The following is a 15,994-nucleotide window of genomic DNA, read 5'->3' on the forward strand; positions in this document are numbered from 1 at the left end:
TTCACGGCGTCGAATCAGAAACCCGCGAGCTTGCTCAACCGCTCCGTCGCCTCGGCGCAATCGCGCAGCGGGCTCCCGTCCAGGGTGTGTATCCGGGCGACACCGCGGCCGCTGGACACCAGCCAGACGCCGTCGGCAGCGTGCAGGTCGGTCACCGTACCGAGGGCGTAGTCGGTGGTGAAGCCGTCACCCTCGGCCTCGGTAAAGAGCGCCTGCTGCGTGATGGAGGCGAGAATCCCTGTTCCACCGTGGGGTGTTGTGTGCAGCGTGGAGCCGGTCAGCCACACGACGGACGCGGTCGGCGCTTCCAGCACGAAGCCGTCCGTGCTGGTGAAGAGCACGTCGTCGGCGCCGCGCTCGGTCGCAGTCCGCAGTGCCGCCACGTTCACCGCGTACGAGAGCGTCTTGACGCCACCGAGCAGCCACGGCGCGTCGGTGTAGGTGTTAGACGCGGTGCCACGCGCCAGGGTGGCGACGCCGATGCCCCGCTGTCGCTGCCGCAGCACCTTCTCCGACGTCGCCGTCACGCTGGCAATGCCGGTGATCGGCCCGCCGGGGCTCGACTCGCGGCCGCGCGTGAGCATCAACTTCAGCATCGCCTCGCCCGGACGGTGCCACTCGGTGAGAACCTGGCCGACGAGCTCCAGCCACCGCTCGCGATCGGGTTCGGGCAGGGCCAGCAGGGCGCACGAGACGGCGAGTCGGTCGAGGTGGGCGTCCAGGTGGTCGACCTCGTGCGAGCCGCTCTCTGAAGTGACCACGCGGGTGGCCTCGAAACAACCGTCGCCGCGGGTCAGGCCGAGATCGTCGGCGGCGAGCACCGGATCATCAGCCGGAACCAGCCCCGCTCCGAGAACACCCAGCACTGGCAACGTCGTATCGGTAGGCCGCTTCGTCACCCCGGCAGCGTAGGCGCCGATCGGCTGAGTGCCGGTAGGCGCCGATCGGCTGAGTGCCAGATCTACCATGGGCCATCATGAGTTCCTCCGAGTCCGGTCCGCCGGGTAGGCCGCATCAGCCGGATTTGTTGGCTGCCAGGTTGCGAGAACGCGGAATGCGGATGACACCGCAGCGCCAGCGCGTTATGGATGCCGTGACCCAGCTCGTGCACGCGACCCCGGACCAGGTCGCGGAGGCGACCCCGGACGTCGACCTGACGACGGTGTACCGGACGCTCGAAGTCCTCGAGCAGATCGGCATGCTGGCGCACACTCACCTCGGTCACGGCGCGCCGTCGTACCGGCTCGCCGACGACGATCACATCCACGTGGTCTGTCACCACTGCTCCGCCGTCGTCGACGCGCCGGCCGGGCTGGCCGATGATCTTGCCGCCCGACTGCTCGACGAGCGCGGCTTCCATCTCGATCGTTCACACTTCACGGTTTTCGGCACCTGCGCCGACTGTGCGGCTGGAGGGCTCCATGGCTGATTACCGATCACTGCTGCTGGACTGGCCAGGTGCCGTGGCGGCCGACGGCGTCGACGCCGGCGTCGCCTGGCACTACGGCGACCCGTTACGCGAGCAGCGGCGGGCCGCCGAGGCCGCGGGGCTGGTGGACCTCTCTCACCGCGATGTGCTGGTCGTCCCGGGCCCGGACCGGCTGGAATGGCTGCACGCCATCTGCTCCCAGCACCTGTCGGCTCTCGCCGACGGGGACTCGACCGAGGCGCTGGTGCTCTCGCCCAACGGGCACGTCGAGCAGCACTGGCAGGTCACCGAACTCGGTGGCCAGGTGTGGATCGACACCGAGCCTGCCGCTGCGGACGAGGTGCTCGGCTACCTGCTCAAGATGCGCTTTCTCAAAAGGGTGGAACCAGCAAAGGTGACCGCGGACTTCGCGGTGCTGGCACTGCTCGGCCCGAGCGCGGCAGCGGTGCTCGCCGACGCCGGCCTGCCGGTTCCGGATCAGGGCGCGTTGGCCTCGGCAAGCGGTGGCTTCGTACGGCGCGGTGGCACTGGCACGTCCGGCAACGGCGCGTTCGATCTTGTCATTCCGCGGGCTGAGCTCGCCGGCATCGCGGGTCGGTTGCGCGATGCCGGAGCCGAGCCGACCGGAACCTGGGCGTCCGAGGCGCTGCGGGTGGAACGGCGCCGGCCGCGTCTCGGCCTCGACACCGACCACCGCACCCTTGCCCACGAGGCCGGCTGGATCGGCTCCGCGGTGCACCTGGACAAGGGCTGTTACCGGGGCCAGGAGACGGTGGCGCGGGTGCAGAACCTGGGCAAGCCGCCTCGCCGGTTGGTGCTGCTGCACCTGTCCGGCGACTCGGAGCAGTTGCCGACGCCGGGCAGCCCCGTCGAGCGGGACGGTCGCGCCGTGGGCTTCGTCGGTACCGCGGTGCAGCACTACGAATTCGGGCCGATCGCGCTGGCCATCGTCAAGCGCGGACTGTCGGCCTCGGACGTGTTGACCGTGGCAGGGCACTCGGCGGCGCTCGATCCGGACGATGCCGTCGCGGAGCTTCCGACCGGGTTTGCCGGCCACGCGGGACCGGCGCAGACCAGCGCCTGAGGTTGGGCGGTAACGGCACGGGCGTTACCCGCGATGACGATCACGATGCATGACTCGTTTCGGATACACCCTGATGACCGAGCAGAGTGGACCCAAGGACCTCGTCCGCTACGCGGTCGGCGCCGAGCGGGCCGGCTTCGACTTCGAGGTGTCCAGCGACCACTACTTCCCGTGGCTGCAGTCCATGGGACACGCGCCGTACGCCTGGTCGGTGCTGGGCGCGGTCGCGCACGCCACCGACCGGGTGGAGCTCATGACGTACGTGACCTGCCCGACCATCCGCTACCACCCCGCCGTGGTGGCGCAGAAGGCCGCGACACTGGGCATCCTGTCCGACAACCGGTTCATCCTCGGCCTCGGCGCGGGCGAGAACCTCAACGAGCACGTGGTCGGCGAGGGCTGGCCCGCGGCCGCCGTCCGCCAGGACATGCTGGTCGAGGCCATCGAGATCATCCGAGCGCTGCTGACCGGTGAGCAGACCACGCTGGAAGGCCAGTACTTCCGGGTGGATTCGGCCAAGGTCTGGGACGTGCCCGACGTCGAGGTGCCCATCGCGACCGCCATCTCGGGCGAACGCGGCATCGAGCAGTTCGCCCCGCTCTCGGACCATCTGATCACGACCGATCCGGTACCGGACCTGCTGCGGAGCTGGGATGCCGCCCGCCGCGAGCAGGGTGCCGAGAGCAGCCGCAAGATCGGGCAGATCCCGATCTGCTGGGGGCCCGACAAGCAGGCAGCCATCACCCGCGCCCACGAGCTGTTCCGGTGGTTCGGCGGCGGCTGGCACGTCAACGCCGACCTGCCGCTCCCGGTGAGCTTCGATGCCGCCAGCCAGTTCGTCCGGGAAGAGGACGTCGCCGGGTCCATCGCCTGCGGTCCCGATCTGGATGAGCTCGTCGAGTCCTTCCAGCCCTTCCTGGACGCGGGCTTCACCGACATCGCGCTGGTCCAGGTGGGTAATGAGAACCAGCAGCGGTTCCTGGACGAGATCGCCGAACCGCTGCTGGAGAAGCTGCGCCAGGCCGCGTCCGCATGACACCCCCTACCAACAGGCAGCGGTAGTAGGGTGACTCGAATGCGGAAGGTGAGCAGCTCATGAGCGTACGTAAGACCCTGCTGTCCTGGCCGGTGCTTCGTCAGGCCATCGACGGCGACGGGCTCGGTCGCGGCAAGGCCGTGCAGTCCCAGCGGACCGCGGACTGGACCGCTCGTACCGAGACCGCCGACCGGGTCGTCGAGAGCGTGTGCCCGTACTGTGCCGTCGGCTGCGGTCAGCGGATCTACGTCAAGGACGAGAAGGTCATCCAGATCGAGGGCGACCCCAACTCGCCGATCAGCCGGGGCCGGTTGTGCCCCAAGGGCTCGGCCAGCGAGCAGCTGGTGAACTCTCCCGGCCGGCAGACCGCGATGCTCTACCGCAGGCCCGGCGGAACCGAGTGGGAGCCGCTCGACCTCGAGACCGCCACGGACATGATTGCCGACCGCATCGTGGACACCCGGGCGCGGACGTGGCAGGACGCCGACGATCAGGGCCGGCCGCTGCGCCGCACGCTCGGGATCGCCTCGCTCGGCGGGGCCACGCTCGACAACGAAGAGAACTACCTGATCAAGAAGCTGTTCACCGCCATGGGCGCGATCCAGATCGAGAACCAGGCCCGTATTTGACACAGTGCCACCGTCCCCAGTTTGGGGGCATCGTTCGGACGCGGCGGCGCGACGTCGTTCCTGCAGGACCTGGCCAACTCTGACTGCATCGTCATTCAGGGGTCCAACATGGCCGAGTGCCACCCGGTCGGTTTCCAGTGGGTGATGGAGGCGAAGAAGCGGGGCGCGAAGGTCATCCACATCGACCCGCGGTTCACCCGGACGTCCGCGGTGGCCGATCAGCATGTGCCGCTGCGCGCGGGCAGTGATATCGCCTTCCTGGGCGGCATCATCAACTACATCCTGGCGAACGAGAAGTTCTTCCGCGAGTACGTGGTCGCCTACACGAACGCCTCCACTATCCTGCGCGAAGACTTCGCAGACGTGGACGACCTCGACGGGGTGTTCTCGGGCTATGACCCGAAGACCGCCACGTACAACAGCGAGACGTGGGCGTACGAGGGTGTCGAGGACATTCCGGCACCCGGTGACCGCACGCCGCGCTCGGACGACGGCAGTGACGGTGGCGAAAGCCACGAGTCCCAGGGCGAGCGGGGCGCGGGCCACGAGCTCGGTGGCCACGGGGTGAAGCTGGCCCACTCCCGGGTACGCCGCGACGACACCCTGCAGGACCCGCTGTGCGTATTCCAGGTGCTCAAGCGGCACTACGCCCGCTACACCCCCGAGATGGTCCAGCAGGTGTGCGGCGTCGACCCCGCGGACTTCCTCGCCGTGTGCGAGGCGGTCACCGAGAACAGTGGCCGCGAGCGCACCACGGCCTGGGTGTACTCGGTCGGCTGGACCCACCACACCGTGGGCGTGCAGTACATCCGGGGCTCGGCGATCATCCAGTTGCTGCTGGGCAACATCGGCCGGCCCGGCGGCGGGATCATGGCGCTGCGCGGGCACGCCAGCATCCAGGGCTCCACCGACATCCCGACGCTGTTCAACCTGCTGCCCGGCTACCTGCCGATGCCGAAGGTCGGTGAGCACGACACCCTGTCCGGCTACGTCGACACCATCCGCAGCCCCGAGCAGAAGGGCTTCTGGTCCGAGGCCGAGTCCTACATCGTCAGCCTGCTCAAGTCCTACTGGGGCGAGGCGGCCACGGCCGACAACGACTTTGCCTTCGACTACCTGCCCAGGCTCACCGGCGACCATGGCACGTACCAGACAGTCATGGACATGCTGGAGGACAAGGTCGAGGGCTACTTCCTGCTCGGCCAGAATCCGGCGGTCGGCTCGGCGCACGGCAAGATGCAGCGCTTGGGCATGGCACATCTCAAATGGCTGGTCGTGCGCGACCTGAACATGATCGAGTCGGCCACGTTCTGGAAGGACAGCCCCGAGATCGAGACCGGTGAGCTGCGTACCGAGGACATCGACACCGAGGTCTTCTTCTTCCCGGCTGCCTCGCACGCCGAGAAGGACGGGACGTTCACCCAGACCCAGCGGCTGCTGCAGTGGCATCACAAGGCGGTCGAGCCACCGGGTGACTGCCGCAGCGAGCTGAACTTCTTCTTCCACCTCGGCCGCAAGATCCGGGAGCGGCTGGCCGGCTCGACCGAGCAGCGGGACCGTCCACTGCTCGACCTGACCTGGGACTACCCCGTCAACGAGCTCGGTGAGCCCTCGGCCGAAGCGGTGCTGCGAGAGATCAACGGCCAGCACCTGACCGGTGAGAAGGCCGGCCAGCCGCTCACCAGCTACACCGAGATGAAGGCGGACGGCTCGACCGCCGGCGGCTGCTGGATCTACACCGGGGTGTACGCCGACGGCGTGAACCAGGCGGCCCGGCGCAAGCCCGGCCAGGAGCAGGAGTGGACGGCGCTGGAATGGGGCTGGGCGTGGCCCGCCAACCGGCGGACGCTCTACAACCGCGCTGCCGCCGATCCCGAGGGCAAGCCATGGAGCGAGCGCAAGGCCTACGTCTGGTGGGACGAGGACCAGCAGAAGTGGACCGGTCACGACGTCGCGGACTTCGTCGCGGACAAGGCTCCCTCGTATCGGCCCGAAGCCGGTACTCCCGGCGCGAAGGGTCTGGCCGGCGATGACCCGTTCATCATGCAGGCCGACGGAAAGGCCTGGCTGTACGCACCTGAGGGGCTGCTCGACGGGCCGCTGCCGACGCACTACGAGCCGGCCGAGTCGCCGATCCGCAACCCGATGTACAACCAGCAGGCCAGCCCCGTCCGACAGGTGTACCCGCGGCTGGACAATCTGCAGAACCCGTCGCCGCCCGAGCCGCACGCCGACGTGTTCCCGTACCTGTTCACCACCTACCGGCTGACCGAGCACCACACGGCCGGTGGGATGAGCCGATGGCTTCCGTACCTGTCCGAGCTGCAGCCGGAGTTCTTCTGCGAGGTGTCACCCGCGCTCGCCCGCGAACGCGGCCTGACGCATCTCGGCTGGGCCACCATCGTTACGGCCCGGACGGCCATCGAGGCCCGCGTCCTGGTCACCGAGCGGGTGGTTCCGCTGCGGATCGACGGCCGGGAGTTCCACCAGATCGGCCTGCCGTATCACTGGGGCGTGGGCAGTTCAGCCCTGGTGTCCGGTGACTCCGCCAATGACCTCTTCGGCGTCACGCTCGATCCGAACGTGCATATCCAGGAGAGCAAAGTGGCGTCCTGCGACATCCGGGTGGGCAGGCGTCCCACCGGACCGGGCCTGCTGTCGTTCGTCGAGGGCTATCGTCGAAGGGCAGGAATAACCGTGGAGACCGGAAACAAACAGCGCACACCCGAATCGACGCCTGTCGCAACCGAAACCCAGGAGGTCTGATGTCCAGGCTGTCCGGTCCACTGCATAATCCCGCCACCGACGCCGGTTGGGAGGATCCCCCACCACGTAAAGGATTTTTTACCGACACGTCGGTCTGCATCGGCTGCAAGGCGTGTGAGGTTGCCTGCAAGGAATGGAACGACGTTCCCGAGGACGGCCTCAACCTGCTCGGCTCGTCCTATGACAACACCGGCGCGCTGAGTGCCTCGACGTGGCGCCATGTGGCGTTCATCGAGCAGCCGGCGAAGCCCGCCGCCAACACGGTCAGCCTCGGCATGCCGACGACTCAGCGTCCCGGCGACACCATGGACGCCAGCACCCTCACGGACTTCCGCTGGCTGATGTCCTCCGACGTGTGCAAGCACTGCACCCACGCCGCGTGCCTGGACGTGTGCCCCACCGGGTCGCTGTTCCGGACCGAGTTCGGCACGGTCGTCGTGCAGGACGACATCTGCAACGGCTGCGGCTACTGCGTGCCGGCGTGTCCGTTCGGCGTCATCGATCGCCGCGCCGGTGACAAGAACACCAAGAACGTCGGCATCGCGCAGAAGTGCACGCTCTGCTACGACCGGATCGGTGTCGGTGAGACCCCCGCCTGCGCGAAAGCCTGTCCGACCGAGTCCATCCAGTTCGGCGATGTGGACGAGCTGCGCGAGCGCGCCGCTGCCCGGTTGGCCACCCTGCAAGACCAGGGCGTAAGCACCGCCCGGCTCTACGGCGAGAGCCCGGACGACGGCGTGGGCGGCTCCGGCGCGATGTTCCTGCTGCTCGACGAGCCGGAGGTGTACGGATTGCCGCCGGACCCGGTGGTGACCACCCGCGACCTTCCAGACATGTGGAAGAAGGCCGCGTTGGCCGCCCTCGGGCTGCTGGCCGGCGCCGCCGCCGCGTTCCTCGGAGGCGGGGGATGAGCGAGCAGCAGGCGGAGTTCCGGGCCGAGAAGCGCACGGACGTGCCGGAGCAGTCCACCACTGGGGTCTTGGACGAGAAGCTGCAGCCCGGTGCTGCCGTGGAGTCCGGCGAGCGGACCGGCCGTCGCGGCGCCGGCCGCGGCGGGCGTCGGGGCAGGCGCCGCCGCGACGAGCACCAGATGGTGCCCGATGCGACCTTCACCTCGTACTACGGTCGGCCGGTCGTCAAGGCGTCCCCGTGGGAAGCCGACATCCCCGCGTACCTGTTCCTCGGTGGCCTCGCCGGAGGCTCTTCCCTGCTGGGCGCAGGCGCACAGCTCACCGGCCGTCCCGTGCTGCGCAAGGTGGGCCGCATCGGGGCACTCTCGGCCATCACCGTCAGCTTTGCCGCGCTCGTCCACGACCTGGGCCGGCCGTCGCGCTTCGTCAACATGCTGCGGGTGGCGAAGCCGACGTCCCCGATGTCGGTGGGCACCTGGATCCTGACCATGTACGGGCCGCTGGCCGGCGCCGCGGGGGCGGCTGAACTGGTCGCCCCGTTCGTCGACCTCGCCCCCAAGCGGCTGCGATTTTCCTTGAGGCTACTGGTGAAAGCGGCGTCGCCTGCCGGTCTGGGCGCTGCCCTCGTCGGCCCGGCGGTCGCCTCATACACCGGCGTGCTGCTCGCGGACACCGCGACTCCTACCTGGCACGCTGCCCGCAAGCACCTGCCGTTCGTGTTCGTCGGCTCGGCCGCCGCGGCGTCCGGCGGCCTGGGCATGCTGCTCTCCCCGCCGTCCGAGGCAGGACCGGCCCGGCGGCTCGCGCTCGGCGGTGCGGTCCTCGAACTCGCGGTGGAGCACCACATGGAAGGCGGCATGGGCATCACCGCCGAACCGCTGCACACCGGCAAGCCGGGCATGCTGATGCGGGCCAGCAAGGCCCTGACCGCGATCGGAGCCGCGGGATCACTGCTCGCCGGCCGAAGTCGGCTTGCCGCCGCAGTCTCCGGAACGGCGCTGCTGGCCGGTTCGGCGTGCACCCGGTTCGGCATCTTCCACGCCGGTCAGGCGTCGGCCCGCGACCCGAAGTACACGGTGGTGCCACAGCGCGAGCGGATCGAGCGTGGCGAGGCGGCGGGCGCGTAAGCCGGTCCGCTCCTCAGCGTTGTGGGGGTCAGTTCAGCGGACCTGCAGTACCGCGTCACCCCGGGGAGCCACGAACTCTCCGATCACGGTGCCCAGCGGCAGTTCACCCGCCACCAGCAGGCCACCGCTCGTCTGGGCGTCGGCCAGCAGCAGCAATTCGTCCTCGGGGACCGACGCGCTCAGGTGCGGCCGTACCCAGTCCAGATTGCGGCGGGTGCCACCGCTGACGTAGCCGGCGGCCAGCGCCTCGCGAGCCCCGTCCAGGTACGACACGGCTGCGGCGTCCACCACGGCGGTGACGCCCGAGGCACGCGCCATCTTGTACAGGTGGCCGAGCAGGCCGAAACCCGTGACGTCGGTGGCTGCCCGCAGGCCCGCGTTCAGGGCCGCCTCGCAGGCGGCGCGGTTCAGCGTCACCATCGAGGCGATCGCGTTCTCGAATACCTCCCCGGTGGACTTGTGCCGGTTGTTGAGCACCCCCACGCCCAGCGGCTTGGTGAGCGAGATGGCCAGCCCCGCCTCGGCCGCGTCATTGCGCAAGAGCCGATCCGGATTCGCGATCCCGGTCACGGCCATGCCGTACTTGGGCTCCGGATCGTCGATGCTGTGCCCGCCGCCCACGTGGCAGTCCGCCTCCCGCGCCACGTCGAGGCCCCCGCGCAGGACCTCGCGCAGCAGGTCGGACGGCAGGACGTCGCGGGGCCAGCCCACCAGGTTCACCGCCATCAGCGGCCGGCCGCCCATCGCGTAGATGTCGGACAGCGCGTTGGCCGCGGCGATCCGGCCGAAGTCGTAGGCGTCGTCCACCACCGGGGTGAAGAAGTCGGCGGTGCTGATGACCGCGGTGTTCCCGTCGATCCGTACCACGGCTGCGTCGTCGCCATCATCGAGCCCGACCAGCAACTCCGGACTGGCCTTGCTGCCGGTGAGGCCGGCGACGATGTCCTCCAACTCGCCGGGCGGGATCTTGCAGGCACAGCCTCCGCCGTGTGCGAACTGGGTCAACCGGTACGCCGTGGCAGTCATGGTTTCGAGGTTAACTCGCCGACCCGCTAGCGTGGCGGGTGGAGGCGTACAGGTGCCTGGTGGCCCTCCCGGTCTTCAAAACCGGTGAAGCCGAGTATCTCGGCTTGGCGGGTTCGATTCCCGTCCGCCTCCGCCACGCTCGGAACAGAAGGAGGCCCGGTGCATATCCCCGAGGGCGGGCTGAGCGCTGCCGATCCGCGCCGGCGGGTTCCCCGTACCGACGTGGTGCTGGCTGATCCGCTGCTCGCCGATGCGGTCGACCGGCTCGGTGCCGGCGAGGTGAAGCAGGCGGTGGTGCGGGTGCAGCAGCTGGTACGGGACGGGCGGCTGGCGCCTGAGCGGGTTGTCGACTCGGTGCTGGAACGGTTGCCGGACTCGGCCAGCTCCATGCAGCCCGTGCTGAACGCGACCGGGGTCGTGCTGCACACGAACCTGGGCCGCGCCAGCCTGTCCGCGGCGGCTGTCGACGCGGTGGTCGCGGCAGCCGGTTACGTCGATGTGGAGTACGACCTCAGCGACGGCCGCCGTGCCCGTCGTGGTCGCGGCGCCCTCGCTGCACTGGCAGGGGCGGTTCCCGGAGCGGGCGACGTGCTGGTGGTCAACAACGGCGCGGCCGCTCTGGTGCTTGCCACGACGGCTCTGGCCGCCGGGCGCGAGGTTCTGGTCAGCCGCGGTGAACTGGTCGAGATCGGCGACGGCTTCCGGCTGCCCGAGCTGATCGAGTCGACCGGCGCGCGCATCCGCGAGGTGGGCACCACCAACCGCACCAAGCTGGCCGACTACGCCGAAGCCATTGGGCCGGACACGGGGTGCGTCCTCAAGGTGCACCCGAGCAACTTTCGCATCGAGGGATTCACGTCCAGTGTCTCGATCGCGGAGCTCGCCACTCTGGGTGTGCCGGTGGTCGCCGACGTGGGCAGCGGCCTGCTCAACGCCGACCCGCTGCTTCCGGACGAGCCCGACGTGGCGAGCGCGGTGGACGGCGGTGCGTCGCTGGTGACCTGCAGCGGGGACAAGCTGTTCGGCGGTCCCCAGGCCGGCCTGATCTTCGGAGCCGCCGACGCGGTGAACGGGCTGCGCCGGCATCCGCTGGCCCGCGCGCTCCGGGTCGACAAGCTGACGCTGGCCGCCGTCGAGGCGACGCTGCGCGGGCCGTCCACTCCCACAGAGCGGTACCTGCATGCCGACCCGGCCCGGCTGCGGAGCCGGTGCGCTGCGCTGGCCGCCGAAGTCGGTGGCGAGGTCGTCCCCAGCGCCGGTGCGGTCGGTGGCGGTGGCGCACCGGGGCTCGAACTTCCGGGGTGGGCGGTGGCATTGCCGGCTGCGTACGCGCGCCGGCTCCGCGCCGGCAAGCCCCCCGTGATCGGACGGGTCGAGCACGGGCGGTGCCTGCTGGACCTGCGCTGCGTCGAGGAGTCGGCGGACCGGACGCTCGCCGAGGCCGTCCGCAGGGTGTCGCCGACGGTCGTGTCGCTATGAGGGTGGTGGCGACGGCCGGGCACGTCGATCACGGCAAGTCGACGCTGGTGCGCGCGCTGACCGGAATGGAGCCGGACCGGTGGGCCGAGGAGCGCCGCCGGGGAATGACCATCGATCTGGGCTATGCCTGGACGACGCTGGACTCCGGCGAGCAGCTTGCCTTCGTCGACGTGCCCGGCCACCACCGCTTCGTGTCGAACATGCTGGCCGGTGTCGGGCCGGCACCGGCGGTTCTGCTGGTCGTGGCGGCCGATGAGGGCTGGCGGCGGCAGACCTCGGAGCACCTGGACGCCATCGATGCCCTGCGCATCGAGCACGGTCTGCTGGTGATCACCCGGGCCGACCTTGCCTCGCCGGCCCAGGTGCAGGCGGTGCTCACCGACGCCCGGGAGCGGATCGCCCGGTCCAGCCTCGGGAACGTGCCGGCGGTCGTGGTGTCGGCGGTCACCGGCGCGGGCCTGCCCCAGCTGCGCACCGCGCTCCAGGAGCTTGTCGACGTCCTGCCCGCGCCCGACACCACCGGCCGGGTGCGGCTCTGGGTGGACCGGTCGTTCACGGTGAAGGGCAGTGGCACCGTGCTCACCGGAACGCTGGGGGCGGGGCAGCTCGCGGTCGGGGATCAGCTGGAACTGCACGGCAGGACGGTCACCGTGCGGGGCCTGCAGGAACTCGGAGCGCCGCGCGACCGGGTGGCCGCGGTGGCGCGGGTCGCGGTGAACGTCCGGGGCCTGGATCGGGCACGGGTGGGCCGGGGCGACTGCCTGCTCAGTCCCGGTGCCTGGCGGCTGAGCGACCAGGCCGACGTGCGCTTGGATCCGCTGCTGGCCGAGCCGGGCACCGAGCTGGTATTGCACATCGGCTCCGCGTCCCTGCCGGTGCGCGTCCGGATGCTCGGCGAGGACACCGCGCGGCTCAGCCTGGCGCAGCCGATTCCGCTGCAGGCCGGTGACCGGGCCGTGCTGCGCGATCCGGGGCAGCAGTCCATCGTCGCCGGCGTGCTGGTGGCCGACGCCGACCCGCCGGCGCTGCGCAAGCGCGGGGCGGCCAGGGCCCGGGCGCTGGAACTGTCCGGTGGTGCCGCCAGCCGGCTCGAGGCCCAGGTGGCTCGCCGCGGCGCCGTCCGGACCTCGACTCTCGCGGCCCTGGGCATCGCGGTCGACGACCTGTCCCAGGTGCTGGTGCGGGGGCAGTGGCTGGTCGATCCCGACACCTGGCAGGCCTGGACCGACGCGCTGCTGGCGACGGTGGACGACTACGCCGGGACGCATCCCGAGCAGCCGCGGATGCCTGAAGAGGCGGCGCGACGGACCCTCGGCGTGCCGGACGCGGAACTGCTGCGAGAGCTTGCCACGGCGGCTAAGCTGCAGGTCCAGGGCGGCCGGATCGCCCGTCCCGGAACGCAGATCTCCCTTGGCGCGGCTGAGGGATCCATGCACAAGGTGGTACTGCGACTGGTCGCCGACCCCTATGACGCACCGGAGCGCGCGGAGCTCGCCGAGCTCGGCCTGCGCCCGAAAGAGCTGGCCGCCGCGGCTGCCAAGGGACAGGTGCTCCGGCTGGCGCCCGATCTGGTGGTGGCGACGAACGCGCCGGAGCACGCGCTGGAGGCGCTGCGCCGGTTGCCGCAGCCGTTCACCGCCAGCCAGGCGCGGCAGGCGCTGTCCACCACGAGGCGGGTGGCCCTGCCGCTGCTGGAGCATCTGGACAGCCTCGGCCTGACCGAGCGGGTGGATGGCACCAGTCGCTCGGTGCGGAACTGAAGCCGACGTGCAGTACCGTTCATAACAGGCTGAGCGCACATGCCTTGGTGAGATTCGGGCACTGGAGTGCGAGCACATGGGTATCAGGCACCTGGTCATCAAGCACGTGGGGATCGAGCGATGAGCGACAGGCGTGGTGTGCTGTTCGACGTGGACGGCACCCTGGTGGACACCACCTACATCCACACGGTGACGTGGTGGCAGGCGATTCGCCAGGCCGGTTTCGACGCAACGATGGCAGTGATTCACCGCAGTGTCGGCATGGGTTCTGAGAACCTCGTCGAGCAGGTGCTCGGCAAGGAAGCCCTCGACCAGGTCGACCAACTCGCCGATAGCCACAAGGCCCTCTATGCGGCCTACTGGCCGGCGCTGCGGCTGCTCCCCGCCGCGCGCGACCTGGTCGTGCGCTGCCACGAGGCCGGTCTGGTGACCGTGCTGGCCAGCTCGGCGAGCGAGCGTGAGCTGACCGTTCTCAAGCAGGTCCTGGACGCCGACGACTATCTCGACCACTCGACCAGTTCCGATGACGCGAGCAGCAGCAAGCCCGATCCGGACATCGTGCTGGCGGCGTTGAAGAAAGCCGAGCTTGAACCGGGCGACGCGATCTTCGTGGGCGACGCGGTGTGGGACGTGGAAGCCTCGGCGAAGGCCGGCCTGACCTGTATCGGACTGGAGTCCGGTGGCACCAGCGCCGCCGAACTACGCGATGCCGGCGCGGTCGCCGTCTACCGGGATCCGGCCGACCTGCTCGCGGCATTCGACGAGAGCCCGCTTGCCTCGTCCTGATAGCGCGCTGCCGGCGGTGGCGCCAGAAGAGTTGCCGACCGGGCCCGGGAGGGCGCGGATCGGCATCTCGGGTTGGACGTATGCCCCGTGGCGTAAGGACTTCTACCCGGCTGGGCTGGCGCACCATCGCGAATTGGCTTACGCCGCCGAACGATTGTCGTCGATCGAGGTCAACGGCTCGTTCTATTCGCTCCAGCGGCCGACCAGTTACCACCGGTGGGCGGAGCAGACGCCGGACGACTTCGTCTTCTCCGTCAAGGGCGGCCGTTTCATCACGCACATGAAGAAGTTGCGGGACACCGACTCGGCAGTGGCGAACTTCTTCGGCTCGGGTGTGCTGGCGTTGGAGGACAAGCTCGGTCCGGTGCTCTGGCAGCTACCGCCGTCCCTGCCCTTCGACGCGGACCGGCTGGACGGCTTTCTGCAGCGACTGCCGAGGTCAACCGGTGAGGCCGCCTACCTCGCCCGCGGCCACGACGAGCGGCTGGCGGAACGGTCGTGGACCGGCACCTTGCATGATCGGCCGCTGCGGTACGCGGTGGAGGTGCGGCACGACACGTACGGGGCGGACTTCGTCGAACTGCTCCGCCAGCACCGGGTCGCCACCGTCGTCGCCGACACCGCCGGGCGCTGGCCGCAGTTGTTCGACGTCACCGCCGACTTCGTGTACGTCCGGCTGCACGGCGCGCAGGAGCTGTACGTCAGTGGGTACGACGCTCCGGAGCTTGCCGTATGGGCCGAACGGATCCGGCTGTGGATCGGCCAGGGCCTGGACGTCTATGTCTACTTCGACAATGACGTCAAGGTCCGGGCGCCCTACGACGCGATGGCGCTGGCGGCGTTGCTCGGCTGAGGTACCTTACCGGGCGAGCGAATCGCTCAGCTGACGGGATTTCCCCGCAGGACGCCGGGCTCGTCCGCCCGCCGGACCTGCACCGAGCCGTACCGGATACGGACCTCGAACACCTGCTCCGAGCGACTCGGCGGCCCCTCGATCACCTGGCCGTCCGAGACCCGGAAGGTGCCGCCGTGCCAGGGACAGGTGATGCAGCCGTCCTTGAACGTGCCCTCGTGCAGCGGGCCGCCGCGGTGGGTGCACCGGTCGCCGATGGCGAGCAGCTCGTCACCGGACTTCACCAGCATCACCGGAACGCCGTCGGCGTGCACGAGCACGGGCTCGTCCGGTTGCAGGTCGGCCTCGCTGAACACATCGGTCCATTCTGATGGGACCACCTCGAACGCGGTGGTGTCCACACCGACGCCCCGGGCGTACGTCAGGTGGCCGCCGAGCCAGCCGGTCAGGGTGACGGTCACCGAGCCGGCCGCCGCGAGCGCCTTCCCGAGGCCGACCCGCTGCCGGCGGCGAGCCGTCCAGCTGCCGAGGTAGAGCCCGAGCGCGAAGTAGTTGCCGGCCGCGTGCACCAGTCCGACGCGGCGTTCCGCCCCGCTCGTGTACATCCAGTCATTCGCACCGGTGAGCGCCGCGGGAACGGCACTGACGACGCCCATGGCCACCAGTCTGCGAGCGGCACACTCGCCGTCCGTACCACCGACGAGGTCGAGGTACGTGGCGCTCAGCCAGGACCCGACGGGGACCAGCACCATCGCCGGGTGCGCCGGGTGGCCGACCGGGGTGCCGCTGAGAATGCTGCGCATGGGCGCGGGCGACAGCGGTTTGCTGAGAGCGGCCGACAGCTTGTCCGCGATGGGATCGAGTGATTCGGCGCGCTCGATCTTGCCGATGAACGTGTCCAGAACGCGATTGAGTCGCGATATCATGAGGCCTCCGCATGCCGCGTCACTTCGATCACCACCAGCTGTGCGCTCAGCCCGGTTCTCCGACACTAGCGCATGAAAAACCGCGCGGCAGTCCACCGATCGAGCGCTCCGCACGCGTTACCCGATGCCGATTAGCTTCAGCCTGATCGTCGCTGCCGGGCCTGGGCGGACCGCGTGCGGGT

General features: G+C 69.8%; 13 protein-coding genes and 1 tRNA gene. 11 read left to right on the forward strand and 3 right to left on the reverse strand.

The window, feature by feature from the left end; translation table 11 throughout:
- Positions 1-14 precede the first annotated feature (14 nt).
- On the reverse strand, positions 15-899 hold the full coding sequence (locus RM423_RS17395; protein ID WP_311424313.1) for an aminodeoxychorismate lyase: 885 nt from the start codon (positions 897-899) through the stop codon (positions 15-17).
- Positions 900-1,060: 161 nt separating this feature from the next.
- Between RM423_RS17395 and RM423_RS17400 the strand changes: the two genes are divergently transcribed.
- From RM423_RS17400 to nrfD, 6 genes are read left to right on the forward strand one after another with little or no spacing between them, the layout of a single operon-like run.
- On the forward strand, positions 1,061-1,429 hold the full coding sequence (locus tag RM423_RS17400; protein WP_396327766.1) for a Fur family transcriptional regulator: 369 nt from the start codon (positions 1,061-1,063) through the stop codon (positions 1,427-1,429).
- A complete protein-coding gene (gene ygfZ, locus RM423_RS17405; RefSeq protein ID WP_311424315.1) occupies positions 1,422-2,513 on the forward strand; it encodes a CAF17-like 4Fe-4S cluster assembly/insertion protein YgfZ in 1,092 nt (363 codons plus the stop codon). The genes RM423_RS17400 and ygfZ overlap by 8 nt, the downstream gene beginning before the upstream one ends.
- Positions 2,514-2,562: 49 nt before the next feature.
- Positions 2,563-3,549, forward strand: coding sequence for a TIGR03557 family F420-dependent LLM class oxidoreductase (locus tag RM423_RS17410; RefSeq protein ID WP_311424316.1), 987 nt, complete (start codon positions 2,563-2,565; stop codon positions 3,547-3,549).
- 59 nt (positions 3,550-3,608) lie between these two features.
- Positions 3,609-6,944 carry a formate dehydrogenase gene (fdh, locus tag RM423_RS17415; RefSeq protein WP_311424317.1) on the forward strand — a complete coding sequence of 1,112 codons (3,336 nt, stop codon included), beginning with the start codon at positions 3,609-3,611 and terminating at the stop codon, positions 6,942-6,944.
- Positions 6,944-7,855: a 4Fe-4S dicluster domain-containing protein gene (locus RM423_RS17420; protein WP_311424318.1), complete on the forward strand. Its 912-nt coding sequence runs from the start codon at positions 6,944-6,946 to the stop codon at positions 7,853-7,855. The genes fdh and RM423_RS17420 overlap by 1 nt, the downstream gene beginning before the upstream one ends.
- The gene (gene nrfD, locus RM423_RS17425; protein WP_311424319.1) at positions 7,852-8,982 is read left to right on the forward strand and encodes an NrfD/PsrC family molybdoenzyme membrane anchor subunit; all 1,131 of its coding nucleotides are present in this window, start codon (positions 7,852-7,854) and stop codon (positions 8,980-8,982) included. Before RM423_RS17420 ends, nrfD begins: the two co-directional genes overlap by 4 nt.
- A gap of 33 nt (positions 8,983-9,015) precedes the next feature.
- On the opposite strand, the gene selD is transcribed toward nrfD, so the two are convergent.
- The gene (gene selD / locus RM423_RS17430) at positions 9,016-10,008 is read right to left on the reverse strand and encodes a selenide, water dikinase SelD (protein WP_311424320.1); all 993 of its coding nucleotides are present in this window, start codon (positions 10,006-10,008) and stop codon (positions 9,016-9,018) included.
- 40 nt (positions 10,009-10,048) lie between these two features.
- Between selD and RM423_RS17435 the strand changes: the two genes are divergently transcribed.
- The 5 genes from RM423_RS17435 to RM423_RS17455 all read left to right on the forward strand — a co-directional run bounded on the left by RM423_RS17435 (position 10,049) and on the right by RM423_RS17455 (position 14,886).
- Positions 10,049-10,144: transfer RNA gene (locus RM423_RS17435), tRNA-Sec, on the forward strand.
- Between the two features lie 44 nt (positions 10,145-10,188).
- Complete coding sequence (gene selA, locus RM423_RS17440; RefSeq protein ID WP_396327770.1) at positions 10,189-11,487, forward strand: L-seryl-tRNA(Sec) selenium transferase; 1,299 nt, start codon at positions 10,189-10,191, stop codon at positions 11,485-11,487.
- Positions 11,484-13,247 (forward strand): selenocysteine-specific translation elongation factor, encoded by a 1,764-nt coding sequence (selB, locus tag RM423_RS17445; protein WP_311424322.1) that lies wholly within the window; start codon positions 11,484-11,486, stop codon positions 13,245-13,247. The genes selA and selB overlap by 4 nt, the downstream gene beginning before the upstream one ends.
- A 120-nt stretch (positions 13,248-13,367) precedes the next feature.
- Positions 13,368-14,033, forward strand: a complete 666-nt coding sequence (locus tag RM423_RS17450; RefSeq protein ID WP_311424323.1) for an HAD family hydrolase — start codon at positions 13,368-13,370, stop codon at positions 14,031-14,033.
- Complete coding sequence (locus RM423_RS17455; protein ID WP_311424324.1) at positions 14,020-14,886, forward strand: DUF72 domain-containing protein; 867 nt, start codon at positions 14,020-14,022, stop codon at positions 14,884-14,886. The genes RM423_RS17450 and RM423_RS17455 overlap by 14 nt, the downstream gene beginning before the upstream one ends.
- Positions 14,887-14,912: 26 nt before the next feature.
- Here RM423_RS17455 and RM423_RS17460 read toward each other — a convergent pair whose 3' ends face one another.
- Complete coding sequence (locus RM423_RS17460) at positions 14,913-15,812, reverse strand: Rieske 2Fe-2S domain-containing protein (protein WP_311424325.1); 900 nt, start codon at positions 15,810-15,812, stop codon at positions 14,913-14,915.
- Positions 15,813-15,994: the final 182 nt, after the last annotated feature.

Source organism: Jatrophihabitans lederbergiae (genome assembly GCF_031845305.1).
Taxonomy (GTDB): domain Bacteria; phylum Actinomycetota; class Actinomycetes; order Mycobacteriales; family Jatrophihabitantaceae; genus Jatrophihabitans_A; species Jatrophihabitans_A lederbergiae.

Coding starts and splice junctions, on each gene's coding strand:
- RM423_RS17400 (WP_396327766.1), top strand. CDS start 1,061: ATGACACCGCAGCGCCAGCGCGTTATGGATGCCGTGACCCAGCTCGTG.
- ygfZ (WP_311424315.1), top strand. CDS start 1,422: ATGGCTGATTACCGATCACTGCTGCTGGACTGGCCAGGTGCCGTGGCG.
- RM423_RS17410 (WP_311424316.1), top strand. CDS start 2,563: ATGACTCGTTTCGGATACACCCTGATGACCGAGCAGAGTGGACCCAAG.
- RM423_RS17420 (WP_311424318.1), top strand. CDS start 6,944: ATGTCCAGGCTGTCCGGTCCACTGCATAATCCCGCCACCGACGCCGGT.
- nrfD (WP_311424319.1), top strand. CDS start 7,852: ATGAGCGAGCAGCAGGCGGAGTTCCGGGCCGAGAAGCGCACGGACGTG.
- selD (WP_311424320.1), bottom strand. CDS start 10,008: ATGACTGCCACGGCGTACCGGTTGACCCAGTTCGCACACGGCGGAGGC.
- selB (WP_311424322.1), top strand. CDS start 11,484: ATGAGGGTGGTGGCGACGGCCGGGCACGTCGATCACGGCAAGTCGACG.
- RM423_RS17450 (WP_311424323.1), top strand. CDS start 13,368: ATGAGCGACAGGCGTGGTGTGCTGTTCGACGTGGACGGCACCCTGGTG.
- RM423_RS17460 (WP_311424325.1), bottom strand. CDS start 15,812: ATGATATCGCGACTCAATCGCGTTCTGGACACGTTCATCGGCAAGATC.